The sequence below is a fragment of the Veillonella sp. S13053-19 genome (assembly GCF_002959835.1).
Lineage (GTDB): Bacteria > Bacillota > Negativicutes > Veillonellales > Veillonellaceae > Veillonella > Veillonella rogosae.
The window spans coordinates 76,366-95,451 of the sequence record NZ_PPDA01000009.1 but is presented as its reverse complement, the minus strand read 5'-3'; the positions used below and the strand labels follow the sequence as shown (position 1 = coordinate 95,451).

The 19,086-nt window shown below is 37.6% G+C and carries 17 protein-coding genes; 15 read left to right on the top strand and 2 right to left on the bottom strand.

Features of this window, described 5'->3' with window-relative positions:
• Positions 1 to 60: 60 nt before the first annotated feature.
• The 3 genes from VEHSUH06_RS05845 (at position 61) to VEHSUH06_RS05835 (ending at position 3,623) form a co-directional block, all read left to right on the top strand.
• Positions 61 to 1,098 carry a nicotinate-nucleotide--dimethylbenzimidazole phosphoribosyltransferase gene (locus VEHSUH06_RS05845; protein WP_105098125.1) on the top strand — a complete coding sequence of 346 codons (1,038 nt, stop codon included), beginning with the start codon at positions 61 to 63 and terminating at the stop codon, positions 1,096 to 1,098.
• 9 nt (positions 1,099 to 1,107) lie between these two features.
• Positions 1,108 to 2,421: a DUF389 domain-containing protein gene (locus VEHSUH06_RS05840; protein WP_105098124.1), complete on the top strand. Its 1,314-nt coding sequence runs from the start codon at positions 1,108 to 1,110 to the stop codon at positions 2,419 to 2,421.
• Between the two features lie 368 nt (positions 2,422 to 2,789).
• Positions 2,790 to 3,623 (top strand): MetQ/NlpA family ABC transporter substrate-binding protein, encoded by an 834-nt coding sequence (locus tag VEHSUH06_RS05835; protein WP_105098123.1) that lies wholly within the window; start codon positions 2,790 to 2,792, stop codon positions 3,621 to 3,623.
• A gap of 108 nt (positions 3,624 to 3,731) precedes the next feature.
• On the opposite strand, the gene VEHSUH06_RS05830 is transcribed toward VEHSUH06_RS05835, so the two are convergent.
• Positions 3,732 to 4,493, bottom strand: coding sequence for an IclR family transcriptional regulator (locus tag VEHSUH06_RS05830; protein WP_105098122.1), 762 nt, complete (start codon positions 4,491 to 4,493; stop codon positions 3,732 to 3,734).
• Between the two features lie 307 nt (positions 4,494 to 4,800).
• On the opposite strand from VEHSUH06_RS05830, the gene VEHSUH06_RS05825 reads away from it, so the two are divergent.
• The 6 genes from VEHSUH06_RS05825 to fucO all read left to right on the top strand — a co-directional run bounded on the left by VEHSUH06_RS05825 (position 4,801) and on the right by fucO (position 11,666).
• Positions 4,801 to 6,318: a UxaA family hydrolase gene (locus tag VEHSUH06_RS05825; protein ID WP_105098121.1), complete on the top strand. Its 1,518-nt coding sequence runs from the start codon at positions 4,801 to 4,803 to the stop codon at positions 6,316 to 6,318.
• A gap of 36 nt (positions 6,319 to 6,354) precedes the next feature.
• Positions 6,355 to 7,134 carry an SDR family oxidoreductase gene (locus tag VEHSUH06_RS05820; RefSeq protein ID WP_105098120.1) on the top strand — a complete coding sequence of 260 codons (780 nt, stop codon included), beginning with the start codon at positions 6,355 to 6,357 and terminating at the stop codon, positions 7,132 to 7,134.
• Positions 7,135 to 7,160: 26 nt separating this feature from the next.
• The gene (fucP, locus tag VEHSUH06_RS05815) at positions 7,161 to 8,411 is read left to right on the top strand and encodes an L-fucose:H+ symporter permease (RefSeq protein ID WP_105098119.1); all 1,251 of its coding nucleotides are present in this window, start codon (positions 7,161 to 7,163) and stop codon (positions 8,409 to 8,411) included.
• Positions 8,412 to 8,579: 168 nt separating this feature from the next.
• Complete coding sequence (locus VEHSUH06_RS05810; protein WP_233187888.1) at positions 8,580 to 9,587, top strand: L-rhamnose mutarotase; 1,008 nt, start codon at positions 8,580 to 8,582, stop codon at positions 9,585 to 9,587.
• Between the two features lie 15 nt (positions 9,588 to 9,602).
• Positions 9,603 to 10,496 (top strand): dihydrodipicolinate synthase family protein, encoded by an 894-nt coding sequence (locus tag VEHSUH06_RS05805; protein ID WP_105098117.1) that lies wholly within the window; start codon positions 9,603 to 9,605, stop codon positions 10,494 to 10,496.
• 18 nt (positions 10,497 to 10,514) lie between these two features.
• The gene (gene fucO, locus VEHSUH06_RS05800; RefSeq protein ID WP_105098116.1) at positions 10,515 to 11,666 is read left to right on the top strand and encodes a lactaldehyde reductase; all 1,152 of its coding nucleotides are present in this window, start codon (positions 10,515 to 10,517) and stop codon (positions 11,664 to 11,666) included.
• 142 nt (positions 11,667 to 11,808) lie between these two features.
• Here the strand turns inward: fucO and VEHSUH06_RS05795 are convergent, their stop codons facing one another.
• Positions 11,809 to 12,699, bottom strand: a complete 891-nt coding sequence (locus VEHSUH06_RS05795) for a PocR ligand-binding domain-containing protein (protein ID WP_105098115.1) — start codon at positions 12,697 to 12,699, stop codon at positions 11,809 to 11,811.
• 514 nt (positions 12,700 to 13,213) lie between these two features.
• Between VEHSUH06_RS05795 and pduB the strand changes: the two genes are divergently transcribed.
• From pduB to VEHSUH06_RS05765, 6 genes are read left to right on the top strand one after another with little or no spacing between them, the layout of a single operon-like run.
• Positions 13,214 to 13,915 (top strand): propanediol utilization microcompartment protein PduB, encoded by a 702-nt coding sequence (gene pduB / locus VEHSUH06_RS05790; RefSeq protein ID WP_105098114.1) that lies wholly within the window; start codon positions 13,214 to 13,216, stop codon positions 13,913 to 13,915.
• Between the two features lie 21 nt (positions 13,916 to 13,936).
• Entirely contained in the window at positions 13,937 to 15,598 is a 1,662-nt protein-coding gene (locus VEHSUH06_RS05785; RefSeq protein WP_009352238.1) for a propanediol/glycerol family dehydratase large subunit, read from the top strand.
• Positions 15,599 to 15,607: 9 nt separating this feature from the next.
• Complete coding sequence (locus VEHSUH06_RS05780; protein WP_009352508.1) at positions 15,608 to 16,306, top strand: propanediol/glycerol family dehydratase medium subunit; 699 nt, start codon at positions 15,608 to 15,610, stop codon at positions 16,304 to 16,306.
• A gap of 11 nt (positions 16,307 to 16,317) precedes the next feature.
• The gene (locus tag VEHSUH06_RS05775; RefSeq protein WP_105098113.1) at positions 16,318 to 16,848 is read left to right on the top strand and encodes a diol dehydratase small subunit; all 531 of its coding nucleotides are present in this window, start codon (positions 16,318 to 16,320) and stop codon (positions 16,846 to 16,848) included.
• Between the two features lie 18 nt (positions 16,849 to 16,866).
• On the top strand, positions 16,867 to 18,693 hold the full coding sequence (locus VEHSUH06_RS05770) for a diol dehydratase reactivase subunit alpha (protein WP_105098112.1): 1,827 nt from the start codon (positions 16,867 to 16,869) through the stop codon (positions 18,691 to 18,693).
• Positions 18,690 to 19,064, top strand: a complete 375-nt coding sequence (locus VEHSUH06_RS05765) for a glycerol dehydratase reactivase beta/small subunit family protein (protein WP_105098111.1) — start codon at positions 18,690 to 18,692, stop codon at positions 19,062 to 19,064. The genes VEHSUH06_RS05770 and VEHSUH06_RS05765 overlap by 4 nt, the downstream gene beginning before the upstream one ends.
• The last annotated feature ends 22 nt before the right edge of the window (positions 19,065 to 19,086 follow it).

Here is a 19,086-nt window from a genome sequence, read left to right as displayed (position 1 = left end):
TAGAATAATATCGAATTAATAGAAGGCTAGTCGCATATTATGTGCGGACTAGAGATTAGAATGAAAGATAAGTCAGTATTACCTATAGAGGAACAATTAAATAGATTTCTGCAACCGAAATGCCTGATCCCTGGTGGTCTAGGATTGTGGGAGGTTTATTTCCGCAAGATTTGTACGGCTTGGGGCGAGATTGATGGTGAAATCCGACCACAGCATATCATATTCTCCGCCGATAATGGTTGTAATATGGAAGGCTATGTAGGGTATAATTACGAGGTAACGCAGAAACAATCCCGTAATATGCTCTTAGGTCGTTCATCGGCAACACAATTTTGTAATTTTAACAATATTCCTTATGAGGTTGTGGATGTAGGCATTGCCTCAGATGACGGCATCGGTGTGGATTGCAAAGTAGCGAAAGGGACAAAGAATATTTTGAATCACCCTGCTATGACTGAGGATGAATTTAATCGTGCCTTTCAAGCTGGATATGAACGAGTTGAACATTATGTGGCAAAAGGGATAAATCTCTTTTCCTTTGGTGAAATGGGGCTCGGGAATACGACAACCTCTGCTTGTGTGTTATCTGCATTAACTGGTGCAGATCCAACTGAAACAGTAGGACCCGGTTCTTGGCCTGACAAACCAGATTTGATGAAGCGTAAGCTTGACTTTGTCCGTGCTGTATTAGTTACACATAAAGATTGTATTGTTGCTGAAAGTGAACCTGACAGAGTTCGTAGAATTGTAGCCCATGTAGGTGGCTTTGATATTGCTGCTATTCTTGGAGCTATGCTAGCTTGTGTTGATTTTAAGCAGCCCTTTGTCATTGATGGCTTTATTACCGCTGTAGCGGCAGCTTGTGCAGTACATATGAACGAGTGCATTACAGACTATGCATTACCGTCACATCACTCCCGAGAAAAAGGGACAGAGCTGGCTTTAGCTGAGGTAGGTATTACACAAGACATGGTTCCTATTCAAGCCCAAATGTCGATGGGAGAGGGAACGGGAGCTATCTTGATGGTTCAAATGTTAAAAACCACACAGTACATGTTTGTAAATGTGGGGACCTTTGCAGATTTGATGAAATTATGAGGTAGAAGAATGGAACTAAATAAATACTTTGATATACATTTTGAACGAGCAGATGATGCAACTATTGCTAAAAGGTTGATAGGTGGGGCTAAGGTTAAGGGTCCTGCTTTGGTTATCCTGATCCTCTCCATATTTATTGCCTCTATTGGGTTGAATATGAATAGTACAGCCGTTATTATTGGTGCTATGCTTATATCACCGTTGATGGGACCGATTCTAGCAACTGGCTTTGGCTTCGCTACGCTTAATTTTACAGTTGTGAAAAGTGCTATTTTAAGATTATCCTTACAGATTACGATTGCTGTTTTGGCATCTGCTTTATATTTTTATATTTCCCCCGTTCAGACAGTTACATCTGAACTATTAGCGCGTACAGAACCGAATATTTTTGATGTATTCATTGCTATATTTGGTGGGTTAGCTGGGATTATTGGTCAAACGCGTAAGGCCTTAGATAATGTTATACCAGGTGTAGCGATTGCGACTGCACTTATGCCACCACTGTGTACGGCAGGATATGGACTGGCTACTGGGAATTGGGACTATTTCTTTGGGGCTGGTTATCTATTCTTTATAAATGCATTTTTCATCTTCTTTGCATCTTTTATTGTTTTAAAAGGTGTATATAGTTTGCCATCCCATAAGCAAGCAGAAGAGGTTAATCGTCGTAATCAGTTAATATTTCTTGTGATTGGTCTTATTATGGCTCTACCAAGCATTTATGCAGGCTACGATATGACCATCAAGTATTCTGAGTCAAATCATATAGAGCAGTTTATTAAGAACAATATTAATCAAGATGGGCGTCGACTAGTGATTGATTATTCATTGGACCGAGTGAATAAGCTAGTAGATATAGTAGTTGTAGGAGCTCCTGTGACTTCAGAGGAACGATCCCAGTTGGATGATAAATTACAGAAAGACGAGTATTTGCAGCCTTATACAGTGCGATTTGTTAATAGTGTAGATGAGAAAAAATCTGCTGTGGATAAGACGAGCTTGAATAAAGCCTCGGAGGATCATGAAAAATATACAAACTTGAGTAATCTGTATCAGCCGACTTATCAATTAGTAAGTGAAACTATAAATACTATGAAAACGACAGAAGCTGAAGCAAAGGCGTTATTCCCGTTTGTAAGCAGAGTGGAAGGCATGCCTTTGATAGATAATTTAGAACAGCCTAAAGCGAATCGCTATATGGTGATTATCCATACCACGTCCACTGTATCTGATGCAGATTTGGAACGAATAAAAGCTTGGTTAGAGGCTAAATTATCAGCACCTGTAACTATTTCTGTGGAGCAAACAACGTCAACTTTATAATTGAATCTTTTGATTTTGATTAGATTGTTTATTATATAGAGCGATATTTATAACGGTACTAAGTTTGATTGTACCTATTAGGTATATTACCTAGTAGTACGGGGAATCATCTTAGTACCGTTTTTATGTACTTGGCATAGCTAAATGTAATTACTCTTATCTTGCTATAGATTAAGGTTATATTAATTGATATATAAAATCTATTATACGAGTAGGAATTAAATTGTTATACTTACTACATCGAAATTATTGAATAACCAAGTGTAGATAGGTGATAAGAATATATAGCTTTTAAAATATCTACGAATGTTGTATACGTATGAGTCCACGTCAGAGATGTAGGCTTTCATCGTAGATAGGAGGATTACATGAAAAAATGGTTAGCATTAGCAGCGACGGCCGTACTGGGCGCGTCCTTATTAATTAGTGGTTGTGGTTCTTCCACAAACAACGCAAGCTCCAGCGGTGCTGGTAGTTCTAAAGCAGAGGTATTAAAAGTAGCAGCAAACCCAGTACCTCATGCTGAAATTTTGAATCAAATTAAGCCATTATTGGCTAAAGAAGGTGTAGATCTTCAAGTTATTGAGTTTACAGATTATATCCAACCAAACATGGCATTGTCTAGTAAAGAAGTAGATGCAAACTTCTTCGCTAATGTGCCTTACCAAAATAACTTCAATAAAGATCATGGTACAAACTTCGTAAGCTTTGCACCAGTTCACATTGAACCATTGGCGATTTACTCTCAAAAAATTAAAGATTTGAAAGACTTGCCAAATGGCGCAAAAGTAGCAATTCCTTCCGATCCAACAAACAGTGCTCGTGCACTTCTCTTGTTGCAAAGTGCAGGTCTTGTAACGTTGAAAGACCCAACTGGTTTGACTAATACTCCATTTGATGTGACTAGCAACCCTAAAAACATCCAAATTACTGAGTTAGAAGCAGCTCAAATTCCTCGTTCCATCCAAGACTTGGATGCAGCTGTCATCAATGCTAACTATGCATTGCCAGCAGGTCTTAACCCTACAAAAGATGGCTTATTCGTAGAAAAAGCTGACTCTCCATATGCAAATCTTCTTTCCGTTAACCCTGGTGATGAAAACAAACCAGCTATCCAAAAATTAGCTAAAGCATTACAATCTCCAGAAGTTAAGAAATTCATTGAAGAACACTACAAAGGGGCCATCATCCCAGCGTTCTAATCCATCGTTAATAACATATGTATCTGAAAATACCTTCTCATGACAAACTCTATAGATATGAAAAAAGGCGTAACACATCGGTGTTACGCCTTTTTATATATGCTTAGATTAATAAGAAAAACCTTTATTTTTAATTATTCTTTCTATAATTGACGCTGATTTTAATAATTCTTTTTTTATTTTTAGTACCTTTTCAGGTGATGTTGTGAATGTTAAAAAACTAACGCTAAGAGCGGCAACTATTTTTCCGTTTTCCCGTATTGGTAGGGCTATGCAGCAAGCATGATTAGTAATCTCTTCATTTTCAGAAGCGAAATTGCTGTCATTATGAATATTATTATAAAGATCTATAGGAGACTTTAGAGTCTGAGATGTAAATGATTGAAATGGCTCAGGAAATAGTTCTTCTAATTCGCTTAGACTTTTATCAAATAATAATGCCTTACCAAGAGCTGTAGCGTAAGCTGGTAATCTTTTGCCGACAGAAGATATTAATTGTATTGGGTTGTTTGTAGAGATTTTAAGTAAATACATTATTTCATTACCAGTTAGAATGCCTAAATGACAGGTTTCATTACATACTGTAGATAATCGTTTCATCTGTTCTTGTATTAGATCTAAACTAGTGTTAGTTGACTCATACATACTACTAAGAAATAAGATTTCTTTTCCCATAGTATAAAGTAGTGTTTCTTCAGAAAATAATAGATAATTTCTTTCACATAATGTTTTTAAAATTGGCATTAATGTGCTTTTAGGGCAGTTAATTTTGCTTGATATTTGAGATAAACTAAGGCCAGACTGACTTTCAGCAACAGTTTCAATTACCTCTATAACTCGTAGTGTTGGATTATGTAGTTTCTTATTCATATCATCGGTGATTCCTTTTTATAAATAATCAGGTTCTTAATATTTATAATATCTTTTTTTTCTTAAAATTTGAATAGATAATAGAATCTATATATAGAATAAAATTTAATAATAGTGGTCTTAAAATAGACGAGATAGCATTTCAAATATGATTATTTTTGAAATGTTATTTTTTTTATTTATAATTATTTGTTCGTATATACGAATAATATTGACATTTACGAACGACAGGGATATTATAAGGTTAATAAAGGATGTAAAATCTTAATAAATTATGTAAGTTTAATAATTTTAAGGAGACGTTAATATGAATGCCATTCATGTGAATAACTCTGATAATGTAGGAACAGCACTAACTACTCTGAATAAAGGAGATAAAGCTTTAGGGGTAGTTATAAAAGAAAATATTTCTAAAGGACATAAATTTGCTACAGAAGAGATTTTAAAAGGGCAGCCAATTATAAAATATGGTGCGCATATAGGCCTTGCAAATCGAAATATTAAGCCTGGAGAATGGGTACATATTCATAATATAGATGGAGAAAGAGGTAGAGGTGATATAGATTCAGAAACAAAAGAAATTAGTCAAAATGGGATTAGAGATCATGTAATACTAAATAATAAAAAAAATTATGTTTTATCGGGGTTTAGACGACCTGATGGTAGTTTTGGTTTAAGAAATCATGTTTTGATTATTCCCAGCGTTCATTGTGCCAATAAAGTAGTTGAACGAATTGCGAATGAGATTAAATATGGTTCTGTTGAAATGAGACCTGACTCAAAAGTAGTTTTTTTTAATCATCAACATGGTTGTAGTGAACTAAGTTATGATGCTAGTCAAACACAAGATGTATTAGTTGGTTCAGGTACAAATCCAAATGTTTATAGTGTATTAGTAGTCGGGTTAGGTTGTGAGGTTGTTCAAGCTAAATCTATAGCAGAACAAATAAAAAAATATACTCCTTATAAAAAGGTTGAATACTTTAATATACAAGAAAGTGGTGGTGTTACTGAGAGTGTAAAAAAAGGTGTAACAATTGTTAAAAATATGTTAGACGAAGCTTTGCTCGTGGAAAGGAGTGAAGGTTGTCTTGCAGATATTGTATTAGGCACAGAGTGTGGAGGTAGTGATAGTTTTTCCGGACTGAGTGCTAATCCAAGTTTAGGTGCCGCTTCCGATATCGTTGTTGGTCATGGAGGAAAGGTTGTCCTAGCAGAAACTACTGAATTAATCGGAGCTGAACATATATTAGCAGAACGAGCTATTAATTCTGACGTAAAAAAACAAATTTTAGATACTATAAAAGGTTTTGAACAAACTGTCATTGATTCACATGCGGATATTAGGGGGGCAAATCCTAGTCCAGGAAATATAGAAGGTGGATTAAGTAGTATAGAAGAAAAATCTCTAGGTTGTATTTATAAGGCTGGGAATACATCTGTAAATTCCGTAATTGACTATGCAAAACCAATTACTGCCACTGGCTTAACTTTTATGAATACACCAGGAAATGATATTGAGCAATTAAGTGGTATGGCGGCTGGCGGATGTAATATTGTAGTCTTTACTACTGGCCGAGGTACCCCAACAGGTAGTCCAATAGTTCCTACAATAAAAGTATCTTCTAATACAGATACCTACGTAAATATGAATGACTCAATTGACTTGGATGCTGGGGTTGTTGTTAGTGGAGATAAAACAATACAAGAAATGGGTGAAGAAATAATAGATTTTATTGTAGAAGTAGGCAATGGAAGAGAAACAAAAGCAGAATTAAATGAACAAAATGATTTTTCTATTTGGCGATTAGCAACAACAGTATAAATTTATCAAATTAATTATCTTTAGGAGGTAAGTATCATGGATTTGCAATTAAAAGGTAAAGTTGTTTTGGTTACTGGTGGTGGCAGTGGTATTGGTAGTGGAATTTCTCTTAGCTTAGCTGCAGAGGGCGCAATACCTGTAATTTTAGCAAGATCTCCTTTGACAAATGAGTTTGTAGCTAAGATGGAGAAGATTACAGATAAATATGATTTTATCCAAATTGATTTAAATGAAGCAGACAAGATTAAATCTATTGTTGATTCCGTGGCACAAAAGTATGGTGGCATTTATGCTGTCGTTAATAATGCTGGTGCTAATGACAATAAATCTATCGAAGATACAACTTGGCAAGACTTTGAAAAGAGTTTACATGGAAATTTGACACATTACTATGAATTAGTTCGTTGTGCTTTACCATATTTAAAAGAGTCAAAAGGTTGTGTTTTGAATATAGGCTCTAAAACAGCATTGACTGGGCAAGGTAAAACAAGTGCCTATGCTGCAGCAAAAGGTGCTATTTTAGGTTTGACTCGTGAATGGGCAGCGGCCTTTTTACCTTATGGTGTTAGAAGTAACGCGATTGTTGTAAGTGAATGTTGGACACCATTATATGCGAACTGGATCAAGACTTTTGATAATCCAGAAGAAAGAAAAAAAGTTATTACAGATAAGATTCCATTTGAGAGACGTTTTACAACAATTGAAGAGATTGCAAATACTGCAGTATTTGTGATTTCCTCCTTATCTTCACATACTACAGGTCAATGGATTTTTGTTGATGGTGGTTATGTACATTTAGATAGAGCATTGAGCTAAATTACTCAGCTGTAGGAGGTAGTATTATGGCTACAGATAAAACTATAAAAGTAAGTGCTAGTAATATTAAATTAGCATTTTGGTTAGTTACTATTCTATTCTTCATGTGGGGTGTTAGTTACGGCTTAATTGATGTAATGAATAAAAACTTTCAGAATCAATTAGGTATTACTAAAGCAACCTCTGGGTTATTACAGGCTGCATATTTTGGGGGCTATTTTGTAATAGCAACACCAGCTGCTTTAGTAGCAAGAAAATTTGGATTTAAAGGCGGTATTATTATGGGGCTGGCGCTCTATGCGATTGGGGCACTATTAATAATTCCTGCTAGTAATGCATATAGTTTCAATATGTTCCTTGGTGCGTTTTTCATTCTTGCTTGTGGACTAGGTAGCTTAGAAACAAATGCCAATCCTTATATCACAAAACTAGGTGATGACAAGGATGCTGCATTCCGTATTAATATTGCACAGATTTTTAATGGTGTAGGTCAATTTTTAGGACCGATTATTGGTGGTGCATTATTTTTATCAGTCACTCATGGTGGTGATGTTGCCGATAATATGCGTAGTGTACAGATGGTATATGTTGGAATTGCTGCAATTATTATTGTTATGTTATTACTTTTTGTATTTAACAAATTACCAGAAGGTTCTGAGGTTTCTGGCTCCACAGATTCACTAGCAGATAATGAAGTGAGTTATGCGAAACTTTTTAGTTACCGTCATTTCAGATCGGGTGCGTTAGCTCAGTTTCTGTACGTTGCAGCACAAGTCGGTGCAGGTGCCTTCTTTATTAATTATAGTGTAGATCATTGGTCAGAAGTAACTGACTCTCAAGCTGCATTCTTCTTTAGTATTGCTTTAGTTGCATTTATGGTTGGTCGTGTTGTTACAACTCCTTTATTAAAGAAGTTTAGACCAGGCTGTGTCCTAGGTATTTATTCCCTTATTAATGTATGCATTATGATATTACTAAATATCTTGACTGGTAGCGTTTCTGTATTTACTCTAATTGCATCTTTCTTCTTTATGTCAATTAGTTTCCCAACTATTTTTGCGCTTTCTATTACAGATATACCAGATGCATTGGTTAAGACAGCCTCTAGTGTACTAATTATGACTATTGTTGGTGGTGCAATCATGCCATATTTTATGGGCCTAGTTGCAGATTATCATAATATTGAAACATCGTTCTTATTATTAATACCATGTTTCTTATTTGTTGCTTGGTATGGATTTTTTGGGAGTTGCCCAAAAGTAATGAAACGAGACTAAGTTACTTTGAGGGATAATTAAATGTTTATCCTATTCGACGGATAGTTACGTTAAAGGAGACATATGATGCTTGAAATTGTAGATAGTCATTTTCATATTTGGGATTTAAATATATTAAATCTTCCTTGGCTGAATTCTTGCGCAGGGATTATAAAACGAAGCTTTTCGATGGATGATATTGTAAAGGCTTATGGGCAGTATGATTTCAATTTTAAAGGTGGTGTGTACGTAGAGGTAGATTGTGATAACGCAATTCAAGAAGATGACTATATCTTTAAATTGAAAAGCCCATATATTCTGGCTCGTGTAATGAGAGCTCGTCATTTATGTGAGCATATGCGATTACCAATCGGTATTGTTGGTGTCAGAGAACCACTTCATATAGATAGCTCTCCTCGAGGGAGATGTTTAGAACGAAGCTTTATTCAAGGTTTGGAAGTACTAGCTAAACAAGATTTATTATTTGAAAGTTGTAATCGAGTAGATGAATTAGAAGACTTATATAACTCGATTAAGCAAGTTCCAGAGGCTAAAGTAGTAATTAATCATTGTGGTAATGTTAGTACTTTAGATGATAGCTATAAAAAGGCAATGACAAAATTAGCATCACTACCTAATGTATACTGTAAGGTTTCGGGATTCCCGACTGATAATAAGGTATTCGTAAAAAATCTTTTAGACTTTATTTCTGGAACCTTTGATCATTCAAGACTAATGTATGCATCCAACTATCCTGTAGTTAATTTGTATTCATCATTTGAAGATCATTTAAACTGTGTGCGTGAGTATTTCAATGATGATTTAGATATCTTTAGTAAAAATGCTAAGAAATTATATAAAATTAATCGCCCACAACTTTTTGCATCCGTTATAAAACTACGTCCAGAAAAAGCAGAATATTATAAAAAGTTGCATGCTAATCCATTCTCGAGTGTAAATAAAATGATTAGAGAATGTGGTATTACTAAATATAAGATTTGGAATCGTGATGACTTACTATTTTCTGTAATGGAATATTGTGGTGATGATTTTGAGTATGATATGGCAAAAATGGCACAAGATCCAGAAACAAATCGTTGGTGGAAAGAAACTGACCCATGCCAAAAACGCATTGATGGTGCATTAAAAAGCGAATGGTGGGCAGATATGGATTTAGTGTATGATTTAAATAAATAGAGGGGAGTATTGTATATGAAGAGCAAATATTTTTGTCCAATATTAACATCTTTTAATGATGATAGCACTATTAATTATGATGATATGCATTCACTGTATGATCATGTGCTTGAAGGTGGCATTGATGGAATTTTAGTAGGCGGAAGTGCAGGCGAATTTTATGCCTTAAATTATAATGAAGCCGAGCAATTAATATCAGATGCAGTTCAATATATTAATCATCGTGGTATTGTAATAGCTGGTACAGGGCGTATGAATAGATTGGAAACTATCAACCTATCTAATTTTGCTCTGGAGCAGGGAGCTGATGCAGTTATTATTGTAGGACCATATTATAGTGCATGTAGCCAAGAGGATGTGTTCAACTATTTTGATGATATCTTAGGACATATTTCTGGTAATGTTTATCTCTATAATTATCAAGATCGCACAGGATATGATATATCTGTTAATACCGTATTACGACTATTAGAAAAACATAAAAATTTAATTGGTATTAAAGATACACATCCAGTTTCTCGTCATAGTCAGAAATATATTAATGAAATTTTACCATTATATCCGAACTTTGCTGTGTATACTGGTTATGATACTAACTGTGTTCCTGTAGTTATCTCCGGTGGTGCTGGATGCATTGGTGCATTATCTAATGTATATCCTAAATTGTGTCATGATTTAGTTGTTGCTTTGAATGAAGGTAATTTTAATCAAATTGTAGAAATTCAGCGAAAGATTGACACATATGCTTTATTCTATGAAGCGTATACTCCGTTTAACCCACTTATGAAATGGGCTTTGAGTGAGATGGGATGCTCAATTAAAGAAAATTGTAGAGTTCCTATTTCAAAGCTGACAGATTCCGTAAAATCTGATTTAGATATGGTAGCCAAAAGACTTTGGAGAAAATGATTCCTAGGAGATGATAATATGAGTAAACGTATAATTCTCAATGAAACTTCATATTTTGGTAAAGGAGCGATTAAAGAGATTGTAAATGAACTTCAATCACGACATTTTCAAAAGATTTTAGTTACGACTGATAAAGATCTTCTTGAATTTGGTGTTGCTACGAAGGTTACAGATTTGCTTCGTGATGCGGACGTTAATTTTGAAGTATATACAGATATTAAACCAAACCCAACCATTGAAAATATTAAAAATGGTGTTGATGTATGTAAAAGATTTGGTGCTCAAGCTATTGTAGCTGTTGGCGGAGGTAGTATCATTGATGCTAGTAAAGCTATTGGTATTATAATGACTAATCCAGAATTCTCTGATGTTAGAAGTCTAGAGGGTTTAGCTGAAACTAAAAATAAGTCACTACCTATTATTGCAGTTAGTACTACAGCGGGTACGGCTGCTGAAGTTACTATTAACTACGTTATTACTGATGTTGAGAAAAAGCGTAAATTTGTTTGTGTTGACCCACATGATATTCCTGTAGTTGCGATTGTTGATCCAGATATGTCTGCGTCTATGCCGAAAGGTCTTTGTGCATCAACAGGTATGGATGCCTTAGTTCATGCAATAGAAGGGTATATTACTAAAGGTGCATGGGAATTAACCGATATGCTACACATCAAAGCTATCGAATTAATTGCAAAGTCTTTACGTAAATCTGTAGACGGTGATTATGATGCTAGAGAAGAAATGTCTTTGGCACAGTATATTGCAGGTATGGGGTTCTCTAATGTTGGATTAGGGATTGTACATTCAATGGCTCATCCACTTAGTGCAATTTATGATGTTCCACATGGCAAAGCTTGTGCAATGATGTTGACTGCTGTATTAAAGTATAATGCTAGTGCTACCGGTAATAAGTATAAGGAAATTGCTAGAGCATTTGGTGTTCAAAATCTAGAGCAAATGAGTAAAGCGGAAGCTGATAATGCTGCTATTGTGGCAATTCAACAACTAGCTGATGATGTTAATATTCCTAAACATCTTAAGGATGTTGGTGTTAAAGAAGAGGATTTAGAATTTTTAGCTAAGTCCGCAATGGCGGATGCTTGTACACCAGGCAATCCAAAAGATCCAACACTAGAAGATATAATTAGTATTTATAAGTCTATTATGTAGCATTGGTGTTTTTATAATAGTTGTCTGAACTCCTCCTCTCAAATTTAGTATTTCTAAATAAAAATAGAGTGATGAAGTCCTATATCTAGGATCTCATCACTCTATTTTTTATTGCATAGTTAAACTGCTAATATTTAGCATATTACGCATCAATTGGTTTTGCATATTTTTTTCTGTACGAATGTGGTGTTTCGGTGGTAGCTAGCTTGAATATTTTACAGAAGTAGCTTGTTCTGTTATAGCCCAATGTTTTACTAATCTGATTAACCGTCAGTTGAGAATATACCAATAGCTTTTTAGCTTCTTGTATGCGCAATAGTGTTATATACTGCACTACCGATAGGCCTGTATCATCTTTAAAGATTTTAGAGAAGTAAGACTCGCTTAAATGAATATGCTCCGAAATCCTCCTGAGCGACACGCGTTTGCTCAAATTTTTTTCTATGTATAGCATAGCTTTTCGGATTTCTGGACGATTAATAGGTCGTTCCGACTCTACAAAGTCTGGCAATTGTTCATAAGGCATTTCCTCGGCGATGGCATCGTTAAATGGGAAGTAATGTTCTACCAAGATCCTCAACACCTTTGTAGCACTGTAAATTTGTTCTGCAGTCAAAACAGGCAAGGTCCGATATAAGGCGCGAAGCTTGGTGTCAGAATGCCAATCAGTTTGGGTAGGTAAAATCGGCTTAATAGTTGTGTCCTCTGTTTTTGTTTGTCCTGCCATGATGAAACCTAAGATGGCACCATCTTTCATAATGGGTACGGAGAAATCTATGAGCCCCATATGACAGCGATACGGACAGGAGGATAGTTCTTTTGTAGCATCTAGGCCACCATATAAGTCGCATTGATTGCATCGCTTGGCGTAGGTTGGGTTTCGTCTTACTACCTTGCAGAAGGGGGAGAAATTGTATTCTTGAGATAATACTTTTCCGCGATTATTGACGAAAATGGCCGCAATTTTTGTTATGTTTGTGAAATCTCGCATGATTTCGTTGATAAGTTTAGTATCTTCCCGAGTACAAATCATAGTGAAACCTCCAATCACAAATGTGCTAAGAGGTCTAGTAAGCATACTGCCAAAATAAGATCTATTTGCTCTCAATCTAAAGGGCAGGCTCTAAACCTAAGAAAAGAGAAAAGTGATACACCACATAAATTTCATATACATATAAAAATAAGTTATTACTTGCTTTTATATGTATAAGTATAACAGGATTGTAGCATTTTTGTAATAGAAAAATCGCATTTTACAAATACACAAAAAAAAGTTGTATTACAGAATTTTTATAATAAAGATAGAAAAACCCTTATATTACATATATTTAGAAAGGATTGAGCCCAATGGACAGTGACTGAATAGCAATGCATGCTCTATAAAATTATATGGTGTACAGGGAATATCGTTGCATATATATGAAGAATAAATGAAATGATAAAAAGCGATATAAGGCGACTTAAAACAATATCAGGAGATATAGCATAACATACAGCAACATACATTCCTGTACAAAGATACTTTCATTACACGTATGGAGGGTATTATGGTAACAACATGTGGATTAACTGAATTTGTAGGGACTAGCAAAACTGGTGATACTATAGGTCTCGTAATTGCTAATGTAGATCAACAAGTATTAGATGCGATGCAATTGAAGAAAAAATATCGTTCTATCGGTATTTTAGGTGCACGTACTGGTGCAGGTCCTCATATTATGGCAGCTGACGAAGCAGTAAAAGCGACAAATACTGAAATCGTTAGCATTGAATTACCTCGTGATACTAAAGGTGGCGCAGGTCACGGTTCTCTTATCATCTTTGGTGGTGATGATGTATCCGATGTAAAACGCGCTATTGAAGTGGCATTGGCTGAAGTGGAACGCACCTTTGGCGATGTTTACGCAAATGATGCTGGTCATCTTGAATTGCAATATACAGCACGCGCTAGTCATGCAGTAAATGCAGCATTTGGTGCTCCTGAAGGTAAAGCATTTGGCCTTATTGTAGGTGCTCCTGCAGCTATTGGTGTAGTGATGGCCGATGTAGCTGTTAAATCTGCTAACGTTGATGTAATTGGTTATGCATCTCCTTCTGCAGGCACAAGCAATTCTAACGAAGTTATTTTACAGATTTCTGGCGATTCTGGGGCTGTACGACAAGCGGTTATCTCTGCTCGTGAAGTAGGTAAAAAATTGCTAGCTACGATGGGTGACGAACCAGTGAACGGAGCCCCTTCCTATATCTAATCTGAAAGGATGGTATGCCCTATGAAATCAAAACGTTTCGAAGTTTTAAGTCAACGTCCTGTCAATCAGGATGGTTATGTAAAGGAATGGGTAGAGGAAGGTTTTATAGCCATGGAATCTCCTCAAGATCCAAAGCCTAGCCTTAAAATCGAAGGTGGTCGCATCGTTGAACTCGATGGTAAACGCCGCGAAGACTTTGATCTTATCGATACATTTATTGCAAACTACGGTATCGTTCTCGATGGTGCTCAACAAGCGATGGCAATGGACTCAAAAGAGATTGCTAATATGATGCTTACACCATCAGTACCTCGTGAAGAAATCGTTAAGATTTGTAAATCTATTACTCCAGCGAAAATGTTGGAAGTTGTTTCTTCTATGAACGTTGTTGAAATGATGCAATGTATGCAAAAAATGCGTGCTCGTCGTACAATGGCTAACCAAGCCCATGTAACGAACGTAAACGATAATCCAGTGCAAATCGCAGCCGATGCTGCGGAAGGTGCACTTCGTGGGTTTGCAGAAGAAGAAACAACAGTAGCCGTTGCTCGTTACGCACCACTTAATGCGATTAGCTTACTCGTAGGCTCTCAATGTGGTCGACCAGGTGTATTGACACAATGCTCCTTGGAAGAAGCGACAGAATTAGAACTTGGCATGCGTGGCTTCACAGCATATGCAGAAACAATTTCCGTATATGGTACAGAAGACGTATTTACCGATGGTGATGATACACCTTGGTCTAAAGGATTCCTCGCATCTGCTTATGCATCTCGTGGTCTTAAAATGCGCTTCACCTCTGGTACAGGTTCTGAAGTACAAATGGGCCAAGCAGAAGGTAAATCTATGTTATACCTTGAAATCCGTTGCCTATACATCACAAAAGGCGCTGGCGTACAAGGTATCCAAAATGGTTCTGTAAGCTGTATCGGTATTCCAGCCGCTGTACCTTCTGGTATCCGCGCTGTATTAGCAGAAAACCTTGTAGCAGCTATGCTCGACCTTGAATGTGCATCTAGTAATGACCAAACTTTCAGTCATTCTGATTTGCGTAGAACAGCTCGTACATTGATGCAATTTGCACCTGGTACTGACTTCATTTGCTCTGGTTATAGCTCTACACCAAACTATGACAATATGTTTGCTGGTTCTAACTGGGATGCAGAAGACTATGATGACTGGACAGTTATCCAACGTGACCTAAAAGTAAATGGCGGTCTTATTCCTGCTCGTGAAGAAGAAGTAGTAGCGGTTCGTAATAAAGCGGCTCGTGCACTTCAAGCCTTGTTCAAAGCATTGGGCTTGCCTCCAATTACAGATCAAGAGGTAGAGGCTGCTACCTATGCAAATGGCTCTAAAGATATGCCTCCTCGTGACAAGGTTGCAGATATTAAAGCGGCTCAAGATTTGTTGAATCGCGGTGTTACAGGTATTGACTTTGTAAAAGGCTTAGCTAAAGAAGGTCATCCTGATGTAGCACAAAGTATTTTGAATCTATTAAAACAAAAAATCTCCGGCGATTACTTACAAACATCGGCCATCTTTGACCGTGATTTCAATGTTATCTCCGCGATTAACAATAGAAATGACTATCAAGGTGTTGGCACAGGTTATCGTGTGGAAGGTGAAGATTGGGAACGCATTAAAGATATTCCAAACGCCATTGATCCACGGGATATATAAGGAGGTGTCATGATGGCTGAAATTAACAGAGATGTATTACGTTCTATTATCCTAGACGTTTTACAAGAAATGGGTGGTGTTCATGAAGCACCACAATTCAAGGCTAGTGCTGGTAAAAGCACAACACCAAGTGCGGCTCCTAGACATGAAGATCCAACTGGTGACGATAGCTGGCTCCAAACTGGTGGCCCTGCACAACCTGGTACAAGCGCAGATGAAGTGGTTATTGCTGTTGGCCCTGCCTTTGGCCGTAGTCAACGACAAACTATCGTTGGTGTACCGCATCAAGAGGTAATTCGCCAATTAGTAGCTGGTATCGAAGAAGAAGGTTTAAAAGCTCGTGTAATTCGCGTATACCGTTCCTCTGACGTAGCGGCTGTAGCCGTTGAAGGTGATTCTATTTCTGGATCCGGTGTATGTATCGGCATTCAATCTAAAGGTACAACCTTGATTCACCAACGAGACTTACAACCACTTTCAAATTTGGAATTATTCCCTCAAGCACCGCTATTAACAGCTGAAACATACCGCGCTATCGGTAAAAATGCTGCTAAATACGCTAAGGGCGAATCCCCAACACCAGTACCAACATTGAACGATCAAATGGCTCGTCCAAAATACCAAGCATTGTCCGCGTTACTTCACATCAAGGAAACTAAGCATGTAGTAAAAGGTAAGCCAGCTGATGAAGTTCGTGTCACTGTATAAGGAGGTTTACTATGGCTAACGAATTAGAAGCCTTAATTAGGCAGATCGTATCTGAAATAGAAGGGGCGAAAGGCAGTACAACACAGTATTCAACGCCTCATACACCATCTACAACTAACACAGTAGATAGAGTAGTTACAATCGAAGATTATCCGATTGCTAAAAAACATCCAGAATGGATTGATCTTGGTCAAGGCCGTGACTTGAGCCATATTACGATGGAAAATGTTATGGCAGGTCACATTACAATGGATGATTTGAAAATTTCTCCATCTATTTTGAAAGCCCAAGGTCAAATCGCTAAGGCTGGTGGTCGCGATCAAATTGAACTTAATTTCTCTCGTGCTGCAGAAATGACAAAAGTTAGCGATAAACGCTTACTTGAAATGTACAATGCGCTTCGCCCATATCGTTCTTCTAAACAAGAACTGTTGGATATTGCTAGCGAGCTTGATGGCTTAGGTGCTCCTATTTGTGCAAACTTTGTACGAGAAGCAGCAGAAAACTACGAACGTCGTAAAAAACTGAAAGGTGATAATTAACCTATAGGAGATGTCATTATGAAACGAATTGTTGGCATCGATATTGGAAACTCGACAACAGAAGCGGCCTTGGCTGAAGTGCATAGCAATGGTGAGGTAAAGTTCCTATCCTCTGCTATCGCTAGTACTACAGGCATTAAAGGGACTCGCGAAAATATCGTAGGCCTCATGGATGCCCTCAAGTCGCTAATCAGGTCTGCTAATCTTACACTACGAGATATTGACTTAGTTCGTATTAATGAGGCTACACCAGTTATCGGTGATGTAGCTATGGAGACCATTACGGAAACCATCATTACGGAATCTACCATGATAGGGCACAACCCTAAAACACCGGGCGGGTTAGGCCTTGGTGTAGGGTATACCGTTCCTATTGAGCAATTAATCGATAAGCCGCAAGGTCAACCATACATTGTGGTAGCTCCAAAGATTATCGACTTTGAATTGGTAGCACAGCTTATCAATGCGTACTGTAAAAGAGGCTATGATATTCGAGCTGCTATCCTTCAAGCCGATGATGGTGTACTCGTCAATAATCGATTAGATCATAAAATTCCTATCGTAGACGAGGTTGCGTATATCGACAAAATCCCAATGGGGATGCTTTCCGCCGTAGAGGTTGTAGAGCCTGGGCAAGTAGTATCACAATTATCTAATCCTTATGGTATTGCCACTGTATTTGAGCTTTCACCAGAGGAAACAAAGAACATTGTACCTATTGCGAGAGCCCTCATCGGGAACCGTTCTGCTGTAGTTATCAAAACACCTGCAGGGGATGTTAAAGAACGGGTGATACCAGCTGGTTCCATTATAGTAATGGGTAACGGTAGAACTGTATCTGTTGACGTATCAGCAGGGGCGGAGCGAATCATGGAAACCCTTGAATCCGTTCATCCTATCGAGGATATCAGCGGGGAAGCAGGTACGAATGTTGGTGGCATGCTTGAAAAGGTTCGCCTCACAATGGCGCAATTGACGAATAAATCACCGCAAGACGTATATATTCAAGATTTACTAGCTGTAGATGTGGCTGTTCCTATTAATGTGAAAGGTGGCCTTGCAGGTGAGTTCTCTATGGAACAGGCTGTAGGCATTGCCTCTATGGTTAAGTCAGATCATCTACAAATGGAAATCATTGCAAAGCAGGTAGAAAAGGAATTGGGTGTTCCTGTTGAAATCGGCGGTGAAGAGGCTGAATCAGCTATCTTAGGCGCGTTGACAACGCCAGGGACTACAAAACCAATGGCTATACTCGACTTAGGTGCGGGCTCTACTGATGCATCTATCATCAATCAAGAAGGAAAAATTAAGGCTATTCATCTAGCTGGGGCGGGAAACATGGTAACAATGCTCATCAACTCCGAACTTGGGTTAGAGGATATGCATATTGCAGAGGCCATTAAGCGAGATCCATTGGCTCAAGTACTCAGTGTATATCACATTCGTCACGAAGACGGAACGGTGCAGTTCTTTAATGAACCACTTCCGGCAGCATTGTTTGGACGCGTTGTTATCGTTACGCCTGATGGGCTCGTTCCTGTAGAGCGAGATATTCCACTAGAAACGATTAAACGTGTTCGTCAAACAGCAAAGAAACGGGTGTTTGTAACAAACTCTCTCCGTGCTTTAGCATCTGTTAGTCCTACTCATAATGTGCGAGATATACCATTCGTAGTTATCGTAGGTGGTTCTGCATTAGACTTTGAGATTCCTCAACTCGTCACCGATGCACTTTCACAATATGCATTAGTAGCCGGTCGAGGTAATATTAGAGGCGTTGAAGGTGCACGTAATGCGGTAGCAACAGGCTTGGTATTATCCTATGCACAGAAGGGAGGCCTATGATGGACCAAAGTATCATCAGCAAGCCAACCATATTGCTGTATGCTACACAGCATATTAGTGAGGATGTACTAAAACCCGTTCTACATGGTATTGAAGAGGAAGGGCTACCAGTTGTCATTGAGTCCCACAGTGGTACGCATATGGCATTGGCTGATCTAGCATCTCGTAATTCCGCTTTATCTGTAGGTATAGGCGTTGATGAACAGGCTATTGTATTGACCTATAAAAACATACCAGCTCATCAATTTATCTACCGACTAAGTGGTTACAGTCAATATCCAGATAGCTTACGCACCTTAGGTGTCAATGCAGCTCGCCTTGTAAAAGGAAATCCTTTCGTTTCTGATGAACGATTGGAAGTGGCCTTTTAAATACAACAACTTGAGAGGTGGT

Excerpts from the sequence above, each read along its gene's own strand:
- VEHSUH06_RS05825 (WP_105098121.1), top strand. The coding sequence starts at position 4,801 with ATGAATGCCATTCATGTGAATAACTCTGATAATGTAGGAACAGCACTA.
- VEHSUH06_RS05785 (WP_009352238.1), top strand. The coding sequence starts at position 13,937 with ATGAAATCAAAACGTTTCGAAGTTTTAAGTCAACGTCCTGTCAATCAG.
- VEHSUH06_RS05795 (WP_105098115.1), bottom strand. The coding sequence starts at position 12,699 with ATGATTTGTACTCGGGAAGATACTAAACTTATCAACGAAATCATGCGA.
- VEHSUH06_RS05810 (WP_233187888.1), top strand. The coding sequence starts at position 8,580 with ATGGATGATATTGTAAAGGCTTATGGGCAGTATGATTTCAATTTTAAA.
- VEHSUH06_RS05820 (WP_105098120.1), top strand. The coding sequence starts at position 6,355 with ATGGATTTGCAATTAAAAGGTAAAGTTGTTTTGGTTACTGGTGGTGGC.
- VEHSUH06_RS05805 (WP_105098117.1), top strand. The coding sequence starts at position 9,603 with ATGAAGAGCAAATATTTTTGTCCAATATTAACATCTTTTAATGATGAT.
- VEHSUH06_RS05830 (WP_105098122.1), bottom strand. The coding sequence starts at position 4,493 with ATGAATAAGAAACTACATAATCCAACACTACGAGTTATAGAGGTAATT.
- VEHSUH06_RS05770 (WP_105098112.1), top strand. The coding sequence starts at position 16,867 with ATGAAACGAATTGTTGGCATCGATATTGGAAACTCGACAACAGAAGCG.
- fucO (WP_105098116.1), top strand. The coding sequence starts at position 10,515 with ATGAGTAAACGTATAATTCTCAATGAAACTTCATATTTTGGTAAAGGA.
- fucP (WP_105098119.1), top strand. The coding sequence starts at position 7,161 with ATGGCTACAGATAAAACTATAAAAGTAAGTGCTAGTAATATTAAATTA.
- VEHSUH06_RS05780 (WP_009352508.1), top strand. The coding sequence starts at position 15,608 with ATGATGGCTGAAATTAACAGAGATGTATTACGTTCTATTATCCTAGAC.
- pduB (WP_105098114.1), top strand. The coding sequence starts at position 13,214 with ATGGTAACAACATGTGGATTAACTGAATTTGTAGGGACTAGCAAAACT.
- VEHSUH06_RS05765 (WP_105098111.1), top strand. The coding sequence starts at position 18,690 with ATGATGGACCAAAGTATCATCAGCAAGCCAACCATATTGCTGTATGCT.
- VEHSUH06_RS05845 (WP_105098125.1), top strand. The coding sequence starts at position 61 with ATGAAAGATAAGTCAGTATTACCTATAGAGGAACAATTAAATAGATTT.
- VEHSUH06_RS05775 (WP_105098113.1), top strand. The coding sequence starts at position 16,318 with ATGGCTAACGAATTAGAAGCCTTAATTAGGCAGATCGTATCTGAAATA.
- VEHSUH06_RS05835 (WP_105098123.1), top strand. The coding sequence starts at position 2,790 with ATGAAAAAATGGTTAGCATTAGCAGCGACGGCCGTACTGGGCGCGTCC.
- VEHSUH06_RS05840 (WP_105098124.1), top strand. The coding sequence starts at position 1,108 with ATGGAACTAAATAAATACTTTGATATACATTTTGAACGAGCAGATGAT.